At 71.0% G+C, this 14,822-nt stretch carries 12 protein-coding genes; 7 read left to right on the top strand and 5 right to left on the bottom strand.

Translation table 11 applies throughout. The features are described from left to right. The first annotated feature begins 103 nt into the window (after positions 1-103). Positions 104-520 carry a DUF3151 domain-containing protein gene (locus tag ASE87_RS14335; protein WP_056229788.1) on the top strand — a complete coding sequence of 139 codons (417 nt, stop codon included), beginning with the start codon at positions 104-106 and terminating at the stop codon, positions 518-520. Positions 521-610: 90 nt separating this feature from the next. Here ASE87_RS14335 and ASE87_RS14330 read toward each other — a convergent pair whose 3' ends face one another. The 5 genes from ASE87_RS14330 to xylA form a co-directional block, all read right to left on the bottom strand. Beyond that, complete coding sequence (locus ASE87_RS14330; RefSeq protein ID WP_056229785.1) at positions 611-2,614, bottom strand: YhgE/Pip family protein; 2,004 nt, start codon at positions 2,612-2,614, stop codon at positions 611-613. Next, positions 2,611-3,339: a hypothetical protein gene (locus tag ASE87_RS14325; RefSeq protein ID WP_052505082.1), complete on the bottom strand. Its 729-nt coding sequence runs from the start codon at positions 3,337-3,339 to the stop codon at positions 2,611-2,613. The genes ASE87_RS14330 and ASE87_RS14325 overlap by 4 nt, the downstream gene beginning before the upstream one ends. Next, complete coding sequence (locus ASE87_RS14320; RefSeq protein ID WP_056229782.1) at positions 3,336-4,028, bottom strand: TetR/AcrR family transcriptional regulator; 693 nt, start codon at positions 4,026-4,028, stop codon at positions 3,336-3,338. Before ASE87_RS14320 ends, ASE87_RS14325 begins: the two co-directional genes overlap by 4 nt. Before the next feature lie 60 nt (positions 4,029-4,088). Continuing rightward, positions 4,089-5,234, bottom strand: coding sequence for a glycosyltransferase (locus ASE87_RS14315; protein ID WP_056229780.1), 1,146 nt, complete (start codon positions 5,232-5,234; stop codon positions 4,089-4,091). Positions 5,235-5,365: 131 nt separating this feature from the next. Beyond that, the gene (xylA, locus tag ASE87_RS14310; protein WP_043593145.1) at positions 5,366-6,556 is read right to left on the bottom strand and encodes a xylose isomerase; all 1,191 of its coding nucleotides are present in this window, start codon (positions 6,554-6,556) and stop codon (positions 5,366-5,368) included. Positions 6,557-6,785: 229 nt separating this feature from the next. Here xylA and ASE87_RS14305 point away from each other — a divergent pair, with 229 nt between their 5' ends. The 6 genes from ASE87_RS14305 (at position 6,786) to ASE87_RS14280 (ending at position 14,774) form a co-directional block, all read left to right on the top strand. Beyond that, positions 6,786-7,802, top strand: a complete 1,017-nt coding sequence (locus ASE87_RS14305) for a LacI family DNA-binding transcriptional regulator (protein ID WP_056229777.1) — start codon at positions 6,786-6,788, stop codon at positions 7,800-7,802. Between the two features lie 133 nt (positions 7,803-7,935). After that, entirely contained in the window at positions 7,936-9,231 is a 1,296-nt protein-coding gene (locus tag ASE87_RS14300; RefSeq protein WP_043593148.1) for an ABC transporter substrate-binding protein, read from the top strand. A gap of 2 nt (positions 9,232-9,233) precedes the next feature. Then, on the top strand, positions 9,234-10,232 hold the full coding sequence (locus ASE87_RS14295) for a carbohydrate ABC transporter permease (protein WP_082059778.1): 999 nt from the start codon (positions 9,234-9,236) through the stop codon (positions 10,230-10,232). Beyond that, the gene (locus tag ASE87_RS14290) at positions 10,232-11,146 is read left to right on the top strand and encodes a carbohydrate ABC transporter permease (RefSeq protein ID WP_056229774.1); all 915 of its coding nucleotides are present in this window, start codon (positions 10,232-10,234) and stop codon (positions 11,144-11,146) included. Before ASE87_RS14295 ends, ASE87_RS14290 begins: the two co-directional genes overlap by 1 nt. A 25-nt stretch (positions 11,147-11,171) precedes the next feature. Beyond that, positions 11,172-13,454 carry an alpha-xylosidase gene (gene yicI, locus ASE87_RS14285; protein ID WP_056229772.1) on the top strand — a complete coding sequence of 761 codons (2,283 nt, stop codon included), beginning with the start codon at positions 11,172-11,174 and terminating at the stop codon, positions 13,452-13,454. 99 nt (positions 13,455-13,553) lie between these two features. After that, on the top strand, positions 13,554-14,774 hold the full coding sequence (locus ASE87_RS14280) for an ROK family transcriptional regulator (protein ID WP_056229770.1): 1,221 nt from the start codon (positions 13,554-13,556) through the stop codon (positions 14,772-14,774). The last annotated feature ends 48 nt before the right edge of the window (positions 14,775-14,822 follow it).

Below are 14,822 nucleotides of genomic sequence, written 5' to 3'. Positions count from 1 at the left end.
CGGACGGCGTCATGTCACGCGTGGCATGCGCAGTATTGCATTAAATCCACCGGCTCGGGTCGGGGTCGATCGGCCACGGCGACGACTCGTGGATGATGGGTGCATGACCTCCACGAACCTGCTCGGCGTGCCCGAGACCCGGCTGCCCGCCGAACCCGCCGTCGTCGCCGACCTCGAGACCCTCACCACGGCCGAGGTCGTCACGGCCCACCCCACGTCGTCCCTGGCCTGGGCGCTGCTCAGCGACGAGGCCGCCGCCCGCGGGGCCGAGCTCGAGGCCTACGCCTACGCCCGGGTCGGCTACCACCGCGGGCTCGACGCCCTGCGCAAGGCGGGCTGGCGCGGCCAGGGCCCCGTGCCGTGGTCGCACGAGCCCAACCGCGGCGTGCTGCGGTCTCTCTTCGCCCTCCGTCGGGGCGCGACCGCCATCGGCGAGACCGACGAGGTCGAGCGGCTGACGACGTTCCTCGGTGACGCCGACCCGAGCGTCCTGCCGACGCTCGAGGCCCAGGCGGGCTGACCGGCGCGACCGACGTCGAGAACGCAGGAGGCGCGGGTCACCCGACCCGCGCCTCCTGCGTTCCCGACGGCGACCGCCGCCGCGCCGGCCTCAGCCGATCAGTGACGGCCGCAGATCGCGCAGCGTGCGCGCACGCGTCATCCGGGAGGTCGCCACCCAGGTCAGCACGAGCGCGCCCAGCAGCCAGGCCGCCAGCACGCCGGCGTCGCCCCAGGCCGCGGCCGAGCTGCCGCCGTACATCACCTGGCGCAGGCCGTCGGTGGCGTAGCTCATCGGCAGCACGAAGTGCAGCGCCGCGAGCGGGGCGGGCAGGGTCTGCCAGGGGAACGTGCCGCCGGCCGTGACGAGCTGCACGACCATCAACACCAGGCCGAGGAACTGCCCGACGCTGCCGAGCCAGACGTTGAGCGTCATGATGATCGCCGCGAACGCCGCCGAGGCGAGGGCCATCAGTCCGATCATGCCGAGCGGGTGGGCGACCTCGAAACCGAGCGCCTGCGTGACGATCACGTAGAGCGCCACCATCTGGACGACGCCGAGCACGACCGGGGCCAGCCAGCCGGCCAGCGAGATGCGTACGGGGGCCTTGACGGCCGTGATCGCCCGCTTCGAGATCGGCTTCACGATCAGGAACAGTGCGTACATGCCGATCCAGGCCGCGAGGCTGATGAAGAACGGGGCGAGCCCCGCTCCGTAGGTGCCGGCACTGGTCAGCGCGGCGTCCTTCACCGAGACGGGGTCGCTGATGGCGCTGGCCTGGTCGTCACGCGTCTGCTCGGTGCTCGAGGGGATCTCGCCGAGTCCGCTCTGCAGCCCGTCGCGGAGTTGTGTGGTGCCGGTGTCGAGGCTGACCACGCCGTCGCGCAGCGAGGTGGCGCCGCTGCTCAGGGTGTCGAGGCCGGTCGCGAGGGTCGAGGCGCCCGTGGCGGCGCTCGCCGCACCCGTGGCGAGCTGCGACGAGCCGGTGGCGGCCGACGAGATGCCCTGGGTCAGGGCCGGCGTGGCGGCGGACAGGGTCGCGGCACCGGTCGAGACCTGGTCGGCGCCCGTGGCGAGCTGCCCCACCTGGGTGTTCAGCCCTTGGATCTGAGTGTTCGCGTCCTGGAGGGCGGTCGTCAGCGACTCGGTCGCGGGGGCGAAGGTCGCGGCGATCTGCTGGATCTGCTCGTCGGTGTACCCCTGCTGCCGCAGGGCTCCGGCGATCTGCTGCTGCGCCTGCTGCTGGGCGGCGGGCAGGGCGGCCGCGGCCGTCGCGCTCGTCGTCGCCGCGTCGGCCACGCCGGTGGCCAACGCGTCGTTGCCTGCCGCGACCTGGGCGGCGCCGTCCGCCAGGGTCTGGGTCTGCGCGGGCAGGTCCGTCGTCTGGGTCTTCAGGGTCTGCAGACCGGTGTCCAGCGCGGATGCGCCCGAGCTGAGCTGGCTCGTGCCGTCGGCGAGGGTGTGGGCCCCGGTCGCCGCGTCGGCCGCGCCGTCGGCCAGCTGGTTCGCCCCGGCGACGGCCGAGCCGGTGCCGGCGACGAGCTGGTTCGCCCCGTCGACCGCGCTGCCCAGGTTGGTGCGCACGTCGGCGAGACCGACCAGCAGGCGGCCCGCTGCTTCTTTGCCCACCTTCTCGGTGATCGACGCCCGGATGGTCTTCGCGGCCTGCTCGGCGATCGTGGACGAGAGGTAGCTGTTGACGTCGCTCGTCGCGAGGGTGATCTGTGCCCGCTTCGGGTCGTCGCCGCTCGCCGAGGTCAGGTCGTCGCTGAAGCCCTTCGGGATCGTGAAGGTGAAGTCGTAGGTCTGGTCGCGCAGGCCCGCCGCGGCCTGGGCCGCCGAGACCACGTGCCAGTCGAAGTCGCCGCCGTCGGTGATCTGGTCGGTGACCTCGTCGCCGTAGTTCACCGTCTCGCCGTCGACCGTCGTGCCGGCGTCGGTGTTGACGAGTGCGGCCGGGATCTGGTCGAGCTTCGCGTAGGGGTCCTGGTTGGCCCAGAGGTACAGGCCGCCGTACAGCAGCGGCACGGTCATCAGGGCGACGAGCGCCAGGCGGGCGAGCGGGGTGGCGGTGAGGCGCTGCAGCTCGGAACGGACGAGGGCGTAGATCTTCACGGCTGGTCGCTTTCGACGGGGGTGTCGGTGGTGGTGGCGACCACGGTGTCGTCGGGGGAGGAAGGAGGGGCGGTGTCGGTCTCGGGCACGGTGTCGGTCTCGACCGCAGCCGTCGGGGCGAACTCGGGCGTGGGCAGCGACTCGATCGTCGCGAGGGCCGCGAACCCGGTGATCGTCAGCACCGTGTAGTCACGACCGACGAGGTCGTGGACGACCGAGAGCCAGGCGGCGACGTCGCCCCCGTGACGTTCGGGAGTCGTCACGATCAGCCCGCGTACCTCGGGACGCAGCACGGCCAACTCGCAGAGCAGGCGGACGCGCAGTTCGGTGGGCAGGGCGCTCAGGCGCGTCCGCTCGTGTTCGCGCAGGCCGATCTCGTCGAGCAGCAGTCGAGCCGAGGCCTTGTCGGCGCGGAGCCCGGCCAGGGCGAGTTCTTCTCGGGCGACCTGCACGACCGTGAGGGCGGCGAAGGGTTCGGCGACGGTGGGTGTGTCGACGAGGGCGAAGGAGGCGCGGATCGCCGCGTCGTCCGACCGACCGTCGACCGTCACCCGGCCGGCCTCGGGGCGCATGCGGCCCCCCGCGACGAGCGACGCGAGGGTGGGCGCGTTCTCGGTCTCGACCGCCACGAAGCCGGGGGTCCAGCGGTCGGCGACCGCGCTGAGCGGGGGCAGGGCCGCCCCGGGGCCGTCGCCGATCGCGACGTCGTGCAGTTCGAGTCTCATGCGGGTTCTCCGGTCGGGGGCGTCGAGGAGGCGCCGGTCGCCTGTTCGGGAGGGAGCGCGAGTTCCGGGGCCGTCGCGACGAGGTCTCCGGCGGTGCGCCAGTCGAGGCCGACGACGCCGAGCACGGCGAGCATGACGAGTCGGTGGCCCTCGGCGCGGCTGAGTCGCTGCGTCGTGGCCTCGTCGAGCACCGACAGGGCGGCACCTTCGACGAGGTGCGCGAGCGTGCGGGGAGCGATGTCGTCGCGCATGCGTCCGGACTCGACGCCGCGCCGCACGACGTCGCGCACGGCCTTGCGGAGCGGGGCGAGCGCCTCGCCGACCTCGTGGGCCATCGGACCGCGCACGGTCAGCTGGGCCATGACCCGCACGTGCTCGACCTCGGCCCAGAGCAGGGCGGCCAGGGAGGCGAGCTGCACGACCGGGTCCGCGATCGGGGCGGGTCGAGCGGCGACGGCGATGCGGGCGGCACCGCGGAGGCTGACCTCGCGCACCAGGTCGTCCCGCGTGGCGAAATGGCCGTAGACCGAGCGACGCGAGAGGCCCGCCTCGGCGGCGATGGCTTCGAGCGACACGGACGGGTCGCGGTTGAGCAGCAGCGCCGCGGCGGAGATTAGCGCATCGCGGTTCGCGGTGGCGTCACGGCGTGGCGCGCGGGTGGCGCGCACGGGGGCATCGGCGGCAGGCATGCCCCGATCGTACGATCTTGCACACCTTTGTGCAACTTATTTCGGCACCGCGGTCGTCGGTCAGCGCGAGCGGGGCAGGGTCGCTCGCAGCGCCTCCTCGTAGGCGTCGCAGACGGACCGCCAGGTGTAGGCGTCCGCAGCACGAGCGAGGGCCGCCTCGCTGAGGCGCTGCTGCTCGGCGGGGTCGTCGAGCAGCGCGGTGACGGCGGCGGCGATGGCGGCGGGCTCGGGCGCCACCAGGACGCCGGCCCCGTCGAGCACCTCGCGGTTGTAGACGGTGTCGCGCGCGACGACGGGGGCGCCCGCGAACATGGCCTGCACCAGTGCGGGGTTCGTGCCACCGACGCTGTGGCCGTGGAAGTAGGCCCCGGCGTGTTGCCAGAGGGCGTGCAGGCGGTCGTCGTCGCTGACGTGGCCGAGCCAGGTCACGCGGTCGTCCTCTTCGGCCAGTCGGCGAACGAGGTCGTCGAGTTCACCGCCGTAGCCGGTCGAGCCGACGATGACCACGTCGTGCCGCTCGGCGATCGTGCGGGCCGCCTCGACGAACTCGACCACGGTGTTCTCGGGGACGAAGCGTGCGACGACGAGGGCGTACCCCCGGTGTCGCTGGCCCGGCTCGACCGGCAGGTCGCGGACCGGGTCGCCGCCGTAGGGGATGAACAGGCCGTCCACGCCGAAGTCGGCCTGCCAGCGCCGGACGATCTCGCGGGCGTCGCAGATCAGCCCGTTCGCGAAGCGCGCGCTGGCCTTGGCTCCGAGGCGGAACACCGTCTTCGCCGCGCGTCCCCACTTGGCACGCTCCCACTCGATGCCGTCCACGTTGACCAGGACGGGGATGCCGCGCAGCCTGAGCAAGGGCAGCCAGAAGCCGTTGGCCACGTTCATGACGAGGGCCGCGTCGGGCCGGCGCACGAGGGCGTCCAGCACGGCGGTGAGGCCGTAACTCAGGGTGCTGAGGGACTTGCTCTCGACGCCCTTCGTCAGGCGGGAGGTCACGCGACGGTCGCGGGCGGGGTCGTCGTCGCGCGTCGACCCGTCGCGACCGTAGACCGTGACGTCCCAGCCGGCGTCGACCAGGGCGGGGGCGATCCGGCGCACTGCGGTCTCGAACCCGCCGTAGTAGCTGGGGTAACCGCGGGTGCCGATGACGGCGACCGACGGACGGCCGGTCGGGGCGTGGCGGCGGCGGCGGAGGCGTGCGGGCAAGGTCGGTGTCCGTTCGGTCGGGCGGGGTGCTCCTGCACGGTAGCGCACGACGGGACCTGCCCGAGAGGACACGACTCGCCGCTCACGTCCTGGCGTGAGCGGCGAGTCGCCACCGTTCGGAGGGTGGCCGTCTAGCGAGCGCCCATCAGGTGCTCGAGGGCGAGCTGCTGCAGGCGCACGAAGCCGTAGCCGTGTCCGCCGAAGTGGGCGTCGGCGTCGAAGTCCTCGTAGGAGGCGCGGTCGGCGAGCAACTGCTCGTAGCCTTCGCCGTCGGCGAGGGTGTTCACCGAGAGTTCGGCGACCTGGCTGGCGACCAGGGCCTCCTGCACCTCGGGGTCGGCGCGGAACGCCTGCGCGCGCTCCTTGAGGAGCAGGTACATCCGCATGTTGGCGGCCGCGGACTCCCACACGCCGTCGATCGTCTCGGTGCGCGAGGGCTTGTAGTCGAAGTGGCGCGGGCCGTCGTAGGTCGGCCCGCCCTGGGGCGAGCCGTGCTCGAGCAGGTCGACGAGCGAGAAGGCGTTCTGCAGGTCTCCGTGGCCGAACACGAGGTCCTGGTCGTACTTGATGCCGCGCTGACCGTTGAGGTCGATGTGGAACAGCTTGCCCTGGTACAGCGCCTGGGCGATGCCGGCCGTGAAGTTCAGCCCGGCCATCTGCTCGTGACCGACCTCGGGGTTCACGCCGGCCATCTCGGGGTGCTCGAGCGTCTCGATGAACGCGATGGCGTGCCCGAGGGTCGGCAGCAGGATGTCGCCGCGGGGCTCGTTGGGCTTGGGCTCGATCGCGAAGCGCAGGTCGTAACCCTTGTCGAGCACGTACTGCGAGAGCATGTCGACGCCCTCCTTGTAGCGCGAGAGGGCGGCCTGCACGTCCTTGGCGCTGTCGTACTCGGCGCCCTCACGGCCGCCCCACATGACGAAGGTCTTCGCGCCGAGCTCGGCGGCGAGGTCGATGTTGCGCAGCACCTTGCGCAAGGCGAAACGACGGACGCCGCGGTCGTTCGAGGTGAAGCCGCCGTCCTTGAAGACGGGTGCGCTGAAGAGGTTCGTGGTGACCATGGGCACGACGATGCCGGTCGCGTCGAGTGCGCCCTTGAGGCGGTCGATCTGCTTCTGGCGCTCGGCGTCGGTCGAGCCGAAGGCGAACAGGTCGTCGTCGTGGAAGGTCAGTCCGTAGGCGCCGAGACGGTCGAGGTTCTCGACGGCCTCGACGACGTCGAGCTGCGGGCGGGTCGGGCCGCCGAACGGGTCCGAGCCGTTGTAGCCGATCGTCCAGAGGCCGAACGAGAACTTGTCTTCGCGGGTGGGGGTGGTGGACATCGGTGTCCCTTCCAGGGTCGAGCGGGCGGTCACGTGGGGCGATCCCGCCCCTGCGCGAATGTTGTGAGACTCAACATATCCGGTCGTCGCGTCGATCGGAAGGGGCGCTGGTCATTTGTCGCGGGCTCCCACAAAAGACTTGCGCGCCGCGTCGCGGCTGTCGTAGTGTCTCGACCCGCGGCGGTCGAAGCGCTTCCGCATCCGTTCGACATCCGACAGCGAGGTCATCATGACGACGATCCACGACGTGGCCCAGGCCGCCGGTGTGTCGATCTCGACGGTCTCGTACGCCCTGTCCGGCAAACGGTCGATCGCGGCGTCGACCCGGCAGCGGGTCACCGACGCCGTCGAGCGGCTCGGCTACCGACCCCATGCCGGAGCCCGCATGCTCGCCGGTGCCCGGACCAACATCCTGGCGCTCAGCGCGCCGATCCGGCCCGACAACCACCAGCCCACCCAGATGCGGTTCGTCACCGCCGTCGTCGAGGCGGCCCGTCGTCGGGACTACGACGTGTTGCTCCTCGCCACCGACGACGAGGTGTCCGGCATCCGGCGCGTGGCCTCGAGCTCGCTCGTCGACGGCGTCGTCGCGATCGGCGTCGCGACCGTCGACGAGCGCGTCGACCTCGTGCGCGAACTCGACCTGCCGGCCGGGTTCATCGGCATCCCGCAGGGCGTCGACGACCTCGCCTGCATCGACCTCGACTTCGCGGCCGCAGCCGCCGAGAGCGTCGACCGTCTGGCCGACGCCGGGCACCGGACGATCGGCGTCATCGGTCACCCGGCCTCCTACGGCGAGCGCGACACCGGCTTCATCCGCCGTTTCGACGAGGCCTTCGCGGGCCGGGCCGACAGCCGCGGCGTCGAGACGCTGACCGTGGCGGCGGACCTCGGGCGGGCGTCGGCCGTCCGGGCGTTCGACGACCTCCGCGAGAGGCTGCCCGGCATGACCGCGCTCGTGCTGCACTGCAGCGAGCCCACCGCCGAGGCCGTCCTCCAGCGCGTCCGCCGCCTCGGGCTCGAGATCCCCCGCGACCTCTCGGTGCTGGCGGCCTGTGCCAGCTACCCCGCCGACGAGTTCGAGCCGGCCCTCGACACCATCCCGCTGCCGATCGACGAGATGTGCTCCCGGGCGGTCGAGGCCGCCTTCGAGCGGATCGACGGCCGTCTCGACACGGGCGTCGAGTTGATCGCACCCACCTATCTGGCGAAGGGCTCGGTCTCCGGGCCGACCCGCGCCTCCTGAACGTCCACCGACCGCACCACCGCAACAACGCAGCACCGCACCACCGTCATCCGACGGACAGAACACATCGCTCCACGCCGATCGTCGAAACGCTTCGACGGCCGGCAGGGGGCTTCTACGAGGAGGTAGACACATGAAGAAACGACGCATCGTCGCCGTCGGGACGGCCCTCGCGGCCACCGCGGCCCTGCTGACCGGCTGCTCGGCCGGCAGCGGAGGGTCCTCCGACCCCAACGTGCTGAAGCTCTGGCACTTCGAGAGCGAGACCAGCGCGATGGGCATCGCCTGGGACCAGGCCATCAAGACCTTCGAGGAAGAGACCGGTGCGAAGGTCGAATTCGAGGAGAAGAGCTTCGAGCAGATCCGCTCGACCGCCAGCCAGGTGCTCAACTCGAACGAGGCGCCCGACATCCTCGAATACAACAAGGGCAACGCCACGGCGGGCCTGCTCGCGAGCCAGGGGCTGCTCGCGAACCTCGACGACGCCGTCGACGAGTACGGCTGGGACGACGACCTCGCCCCGTCGATCGCCACGACCTCGAAGTACGACGAGAAGGGCGTCATGGGCTCGGGCAGCTGGTATGGCATCCCGAACTACGGCGAGTACGTCGAGGTGTACTACAACAAGGACGCCTTCGCCGAGCAGGGCATCGCGGTGCCCACGACGTACGACGAGTTCGAGGCAGCCCTGCAGACCTTCGCCGACGCCGGCATCACGCCGCTCGCCGAGGCCGGTGGCGAGTACCCGCTCGGGCAGTTGTTCTACCAGCTGGCCCTCTCGAAGGCCGACCGCTCGTTCGTCGACGACTACCAGCTCTACGAGGGTGACGTCGACTGGCAGGGCCCTGAGCTGACCTACGCCGCCGACAAGCTGAAGGAGTACGTCGACAACGGCTGGATCTCGAAGGACGTCACCGGCATCAAGGCGGAAGACATGGGCACGACCTTCATGAGCGGCGGGGCGCCGATCATGGTCTCCGGCAGCTGGTGGGCCGGGCGGGTCGCCGACGAGGCGACCTTCGACTGGGGCACCTTCCTGTTCCCCGGCAGCGACATGGCACCGGGGTCGGGTGGCAACCTCTGGGTCGTCCCCGAGAACGCGGCCAACAAGGACCTCGCGTACGAGTTCATCGACATCACGATGCGCCCCGAGATCCAGAACCTCATCGGCAACAACGGCGGCGTGCCGGTGAAGGCCGACCCCGCCGACATCACCGATCCGAAGAGCCAGGAACTCATCGCGAACTTCAACACCCTGCTCGACCGCGACGGCCTGGCGTTCTACCCGGACTGGCCCACGCCGACCTTCTACGACCAGCTGGTCGCCGGCACCCAGGAGCTCGTCAACGGCACGACCACGCCGGACGAGATGCTGACCACCCTGGGCGACCAGTACCAGAGCGGCGTCGACGACATCACCGGGAAGTAGCCGTGACCTCCCTCGACACCCGACCCGGTGCCAGGGAGGCGCGCCCCCGTCGCGAGGGCCGACGCACGTCGTCGGCCCTCCCGCCGGAGGAGAGCCTCCTGCCCGGAGCCCGCCGCGCGGGCTTCTGGCTGTACCTGATCCCCGGCTTCGTCCTGTTCACCGTCGTGATCCTGGTCCCGCTGATCTGGAACGTCTACCTCAGCTTCACCGACTACCGGGGCATCCGCCCGCCGACCTGGGCGGGGCTCGACAACTGGCGCGAGCTCATGAGCGACGACCGGTTCTGGACGTCCTTCCTCAACAGCGTCTTCCTGATCATCGCGATGGTGGTCGTCCCCACGGTGCTGGGCCTGCTGCTCGCCGCGATGCTCTTCGACCTCATCGGCCGCAAGTTCGGCGGCCGCCTCGCATCGTTCCTGCGGGCGACCTACTACCTGCCGCAGATCCTGCCCGTGGCGATCGCCGCGATCGTCATCGGCTGGATACTCCGCCCCGAGAACGGCGCCCTCAACACCGTGCTCGACGCGGTGGGGCTCGGTGCCCTGCAGCACAACTGGCTCGGCAGCCCCGACACCGCCCTGCTCAGCATCATGGTGGTGATGGTCTGGGTGCAGCTCGGCTATCCCGTCGTCATCTTCATGGCCGCGCTGCAACGGGTCGACCCCGAGCTCTACGAGGCCGCCGAGCTCGACGGCGCCGGCTGGTTCCAGCGGTTCCGGGCGATCACGGTGAGCATCATCCGCCCCGAGATCTTCGTCGTCGTGCTGACCTGCACGATCGCGGCCCTCAAAGTGTTCGGGCCGATCTACGCCCTGACCCGTGGCGGCCCCGGCGACTCGACGATCGTGCCGAGCTACTACGCGTACAGCGAGTTCTTCCAGAGCCAGCAGGTCGGCTACGGCGCGACCATCGCGACGGCGCTGACGCTCGTCATCGTCGTCATCACGATCTTCTTCATCCGGGCTCAGAACCGGGTCGAACGAGCAGAGAGGGACCGCTGATGGCCACGACCGTCGCGCCGCCGGTGAAAGACGACCGCATCCGTCCCGCGGTGCCCAGCCCGCGCCTCCCGAAGGCCAGGCAACGGGGGCGCAAGAAGACGGCCACCGACTGGCTGATCCTCGGCGCGGCGATCGCCTTCGGCGTGCTGATCGCCCTGCCGTTCCTGTTGATCCTCGTCAACTCGTTCAAGTCGCCCGCCGACTACACGGCCGGAGGGCCGCTCAGCCTGCCGACGTCGCTGTACTTCGACGGCCTCGTGGACTTCTGGAACCGTGTCGAGTTCCCCGCCAAGCTCTGGAACAGCTTCGTGATCGCCGGGCTGGTGGCCCTGTTCGCCGTGGTCATCTCGGTGTTCAACGCCTACGCGCTCGGCATCGGTCGGGTGCGCGGCCGCACCTGGATCATCGTGCTGTTCCTGCTGGCGAACATGCTGCCGCAGGAGGCCCTGCTCTACCCGCTGTACTTCATGTTCAAACAGGTGGGCCTCTACGACAACATCTGGGCGGTCATCATCATCTTCACGGTGATCCAGAGCGCCTTCGGCACCTACCTGCTCTCGAGCGTGTACGGCACGTTCCCGAAAGAGGTGCTCGAGGCGGCGTCGCTCGACGGGGCGAGCCGGTGGCAGATCCTCTGGCGGGTCATCGTGCCGATCAGCCGGCCGACCCTGTCGGTGCTCGCGATCTTCTTCTTCATCTGGACCTGGAACGAGTTCCTCATCCCGCTCACCTTCCTGGTCTCGAACGGCAACCAGACGGTCCCCGTCGCCATCACCGCCCTGCAGGGCGACCGGCTGATGGACGTCACCACGACGAGCGCGTCGGCCCTGCTCGGGTTGATCCCCACGCTCGTCTTCTTCCTGATCTTCCAGCGCACCCTGACCCGCGGCATCACGGCCGGCGCGGTCAAGTGACGCGTTCCACCCCGAAAGGCTCCACATGAAGTTCACCGACGGTTTCTGGCAGATCCGACCGGGGGTCGAGTCCCTCTTCGCCCAGGAGGCCCACGACGTCGAGGCCCGGGAGGACGGACGCTCGATCGAGGTCACCGCGCCCACCAAGGTGATCGCCTCGCGGGGCGACACGCTCAACCGCCCGACGCTCACGATCACGCTGAGTTCACCGATGGAGGGTGTCATCGCCGTCGACGTCACCCACTTCGCCGGTGGTCGCGACGAGATCGGGTTCGACCTGGTGGGCTCCGAGGGCGGCCCCGCCGGAGTGGGGGTGGTCGAGACGAGCGAAGGAGGCGCGACCCTGACCTCGGGACGCCTCACCGCCACGGTCGGTCGCGGGGCACCGTTCGAGCTGACGTTCCGCGACGGCGACACCGTGCTCACCCGGTCGGGCCACAAGTCGGTCGGCTACCACCGGGTCGCCGCGGACGCCCAGGTCGACGGGGCGATGCTCGGCAACGCCCGGGCCGGCACCGGACGCGTCCTCGCACCGAGCTACGTCTCGCAGCAACTCTCGTTGGGCGTCGGCGAGCTCGTCTACGGCCTCGGCGAGCGGTTCGGCCCGTTGGTCAAGAACGGCCAGACGGTCGACGTGTGGAACGCCGACGGCGGCACGTCGAGCGAGCAGGCCTACAAGAACGTCCCGTTCTACGTGACGAACCGCGGGTACGGCGTCCTCGTCGACCACCCGGGCCACGTCTCGTACGAGATCGGCTCCGAGTCGGTCGAACGGGTGCAGTTCTCGGTCGCGGGCGAGACCCTGCGCTACCTGGTGATCGCCGGCCCGACCCCGGCCGACGTGCTCGACCGCTACACGCGGCTGACCGGCCGCCCGGCTCACGTTCCGGCCTGGTCGTACGGCCTGTGGCTGTCGACGTCGTTCACGACGGACTACGACGAGGCGACGGTGACGGGCTTCGTCGACGAGATGGCCCGCCGTGACATGCCGGTCAGCGTGTTCCACTTCGACTGCTTCTGGATGCGCGAGTTCCAGTGGTGCGACTTCGAGTGGGACCCCCGCGTGTTCCCCGACCCCGAGGGCATGCTCGCCCGGCTGCACGAGCGCGACCTGCGCGTCTGCGTCTGGATCAACCCGTACATCGGTCAGCGCTCGGCGCTGTTCCGCGAGGCGGCCGAGGCCGGTTACCTCGTCCGGAACCCCGACGGCAGCGTCTGGCAGTGGGACCTCTGGCAGGCCGGCATGGGCCTGGTCGACTTCACGAACCCCGAGGCGACGGCCTGGTTCCAGGGGCACCTGCGTCGGCTGCAGGCCCAGGGCGTCGACGCCTTCAAGACCGACTTCGGCGAGCGCATCCCCACCGACGTCGTCTGGCACGACGGTTCCGACCCCGAGCGCATGCACAACTGGTACACGCAGCTCTACAACCGGGCGGTCTTCGAGGTGCTCGAGGAGGTGCGCGGCGAGGGCGACGCCGTCGTCTTCGCCCGCTCGGCGACGACGGGCGGTCAGGCGCTTCCCGTGCACTGGGGTGGCGACTCGACGTCGACCTTCGAGTCGATGGCCGAGACCCTCCGCGGCGGACTGTCCCTGGCGATGAGCGGCTTCTCGTTCTGGAGCCACGACATCGGCGGCTTCGAGGGGACTCCCGACGCCGAGGTCTACAAGCGGTGGACGGCCTTCGGTCTGCTGTCGAGCCACAGCCGGTTCCACGGCAGCTCGTCGTACCGGGTGCCGTGGGCCTTCGACGACGAGGCCGTCGAGGTCACCCGCCGCTTCACGAAGCTGAAGCTGTCCCTCATGCCCTATCTCTACGCCGCCGGGCTCGAGTCGTCGCGCTCGGGACTGCCGGTCATGCGTCCGATGGCCCTGGCCTTCCCCGACGACCGAGGCGCCGCCCACGTCGACACGCAGTACCTGCTCGGCGACGACCTGCTCGTCGCGCCGGTCTTCTCGGCCGACGGCACCGTCGAGGTGTACCTGCCGGCCGGACGCTGGACGAACTGGTGGACCGGCGACGTCGTCGACGCGGGCGCCGGCGTCTGGCGCACCGAGGTGCACGACGTGCTGAGCCTGCCGCTCTACGTGCGTGAGGGGGCGGTGATCCCGGTCGGTGCGCGGGACGACCGCCCCGACCACGACTACCTCGACGGTCTCGTGCTCAAGGTGTTCCCCGGCGGCGACGGCACCCGCTCGCTCACGGTGACGACGCCCGGTGGCGAGTCCGCCGACTTCGTCGTCACGCGGTCAGGAGGCGCGGTGTCGGTCGAGACCGCCGCCACCGGCTGGCAGGTCGACGAGGTCTGACGCCGGGCGGCGGCGGGCGGCACCGTGACGGGCGTCACGACCCCGTCGATGCGCCGCTCGTCGAGGTCGAGGTAGCCTCGATCGACGGAGGGGTGGGGCGTGACGACACAGCAGGGCGGTGGCGAGACCGAGGCGACACCCGACCTCGGTGCTCGGTTCGACCGGGTCCGGCGCGACAACCTCGCGACGGTGCTCGGCATCGTCCACACCGACGGGGCCACCTCGCGGTCGGCCCTCACGCAGGCGACCGGGCTCAACCGGTCGACGATCGCGGCGCTCGTGGGCGAACTCGTCGACCGGGGGCTCGTCGTCGAGACCGACCCGGTCGGCACCAACCGGGTCGGGCGTCCCAGCCCCGTCGTGGCCCCGAGTCCCCGTGTCGTCGCGATCGCGGTCAACCCCGAGATCGACGCCGTCACGGTCGGGGCCGTGGGGCTCGACGGCGTCGTGCAGCACCGCGTCCGCCGTGAGACCGACGGGGTGCCCAGCGCGCCCCAGGCCGCGGCGCTCGCCGCCGAGGTGATCGCCGAGCTGCGGACCACCGCGCTGTCTCCCGACGTGCGGGTGCTCGGGGTGGGTCTCGCGGTGCCCGGCCTGGTCGGCTCCGACGGGGGAGTGGTGCGCCTCGCCCCGCACCTCGGCTGGATCGACGAGCCGTTCGCGGCGGTCGTCGCGTCGGCGACGGGGTTGCCGACGCAGGCCGCCAACGACGCGTCGCTCGGAGCGGTCGCCGAGGGGCGCTTCGGAGCCGGGCGGGGCGTCGACGACCTCGTGTTCCTGAACGGCGGTGCGAGTGGTGTCGGCGGGGGAGTCCTGATCGGCGGCAGCCCGGTGACCGGCGTGGGTGGTTTCGCCGGCGAGATCGGGCACACCCTCGTCAACTCGGTCGGCCAGCTCTGCCACTGCGGCGCCGTGGGCTGCCTCGAGACCGAGGTCGGGCAGGCGCGCCTGCTCGCCGTCACCGGACTCGACCGCGGTCAGGCCGACCAGCTCGACGCGGCGCTCGCCGGTGCCGGTCCCGGTTCGTCCGTGGCCGTCGAGGTGCGGCGTCAGATCGACTTCCTGGCCGTCGCTCTGCGGGGCGTCGTCAACTCGTTCAATCCGGAGCTGATCGTGCTCGGCGGCTTCCTCGGATCGCTGCACGCGGCCGACCCCGGCCGGCTCGCCGAGCGGGTCCGCGGTCAGTCCCTGCCCGGCGCCCGCGACGACGTGCGGATCACCCGAGCCGCGCTCGGCGTGGACCGGCTGACGATCGGTGCCGCCGAACTGGCCTTCGCGGCCGTGCTGGCCGACCCGGCGTCCGTGACCCGCGCCTCCTGACCCGACCCGCGCCTCCTGCCGTCGTCCTCGTGGCGGGCAGGCGGGCAG

The sequence above is a fragment of the Frigoribacterium sp. Leaf44 genome, from assembly GCF_001421865.1.
Taxonomy (GTDB): domain Bacteria; phylum Actinomycetota; class Actinomycetes; order Actinomycetales; family Microbacteriaceae; genus Frigoribacterium.
Note: the sequence above shows the minus strand (reverse complement) of the source record. Positions and strands in the feature narration are given on the sequence as shown.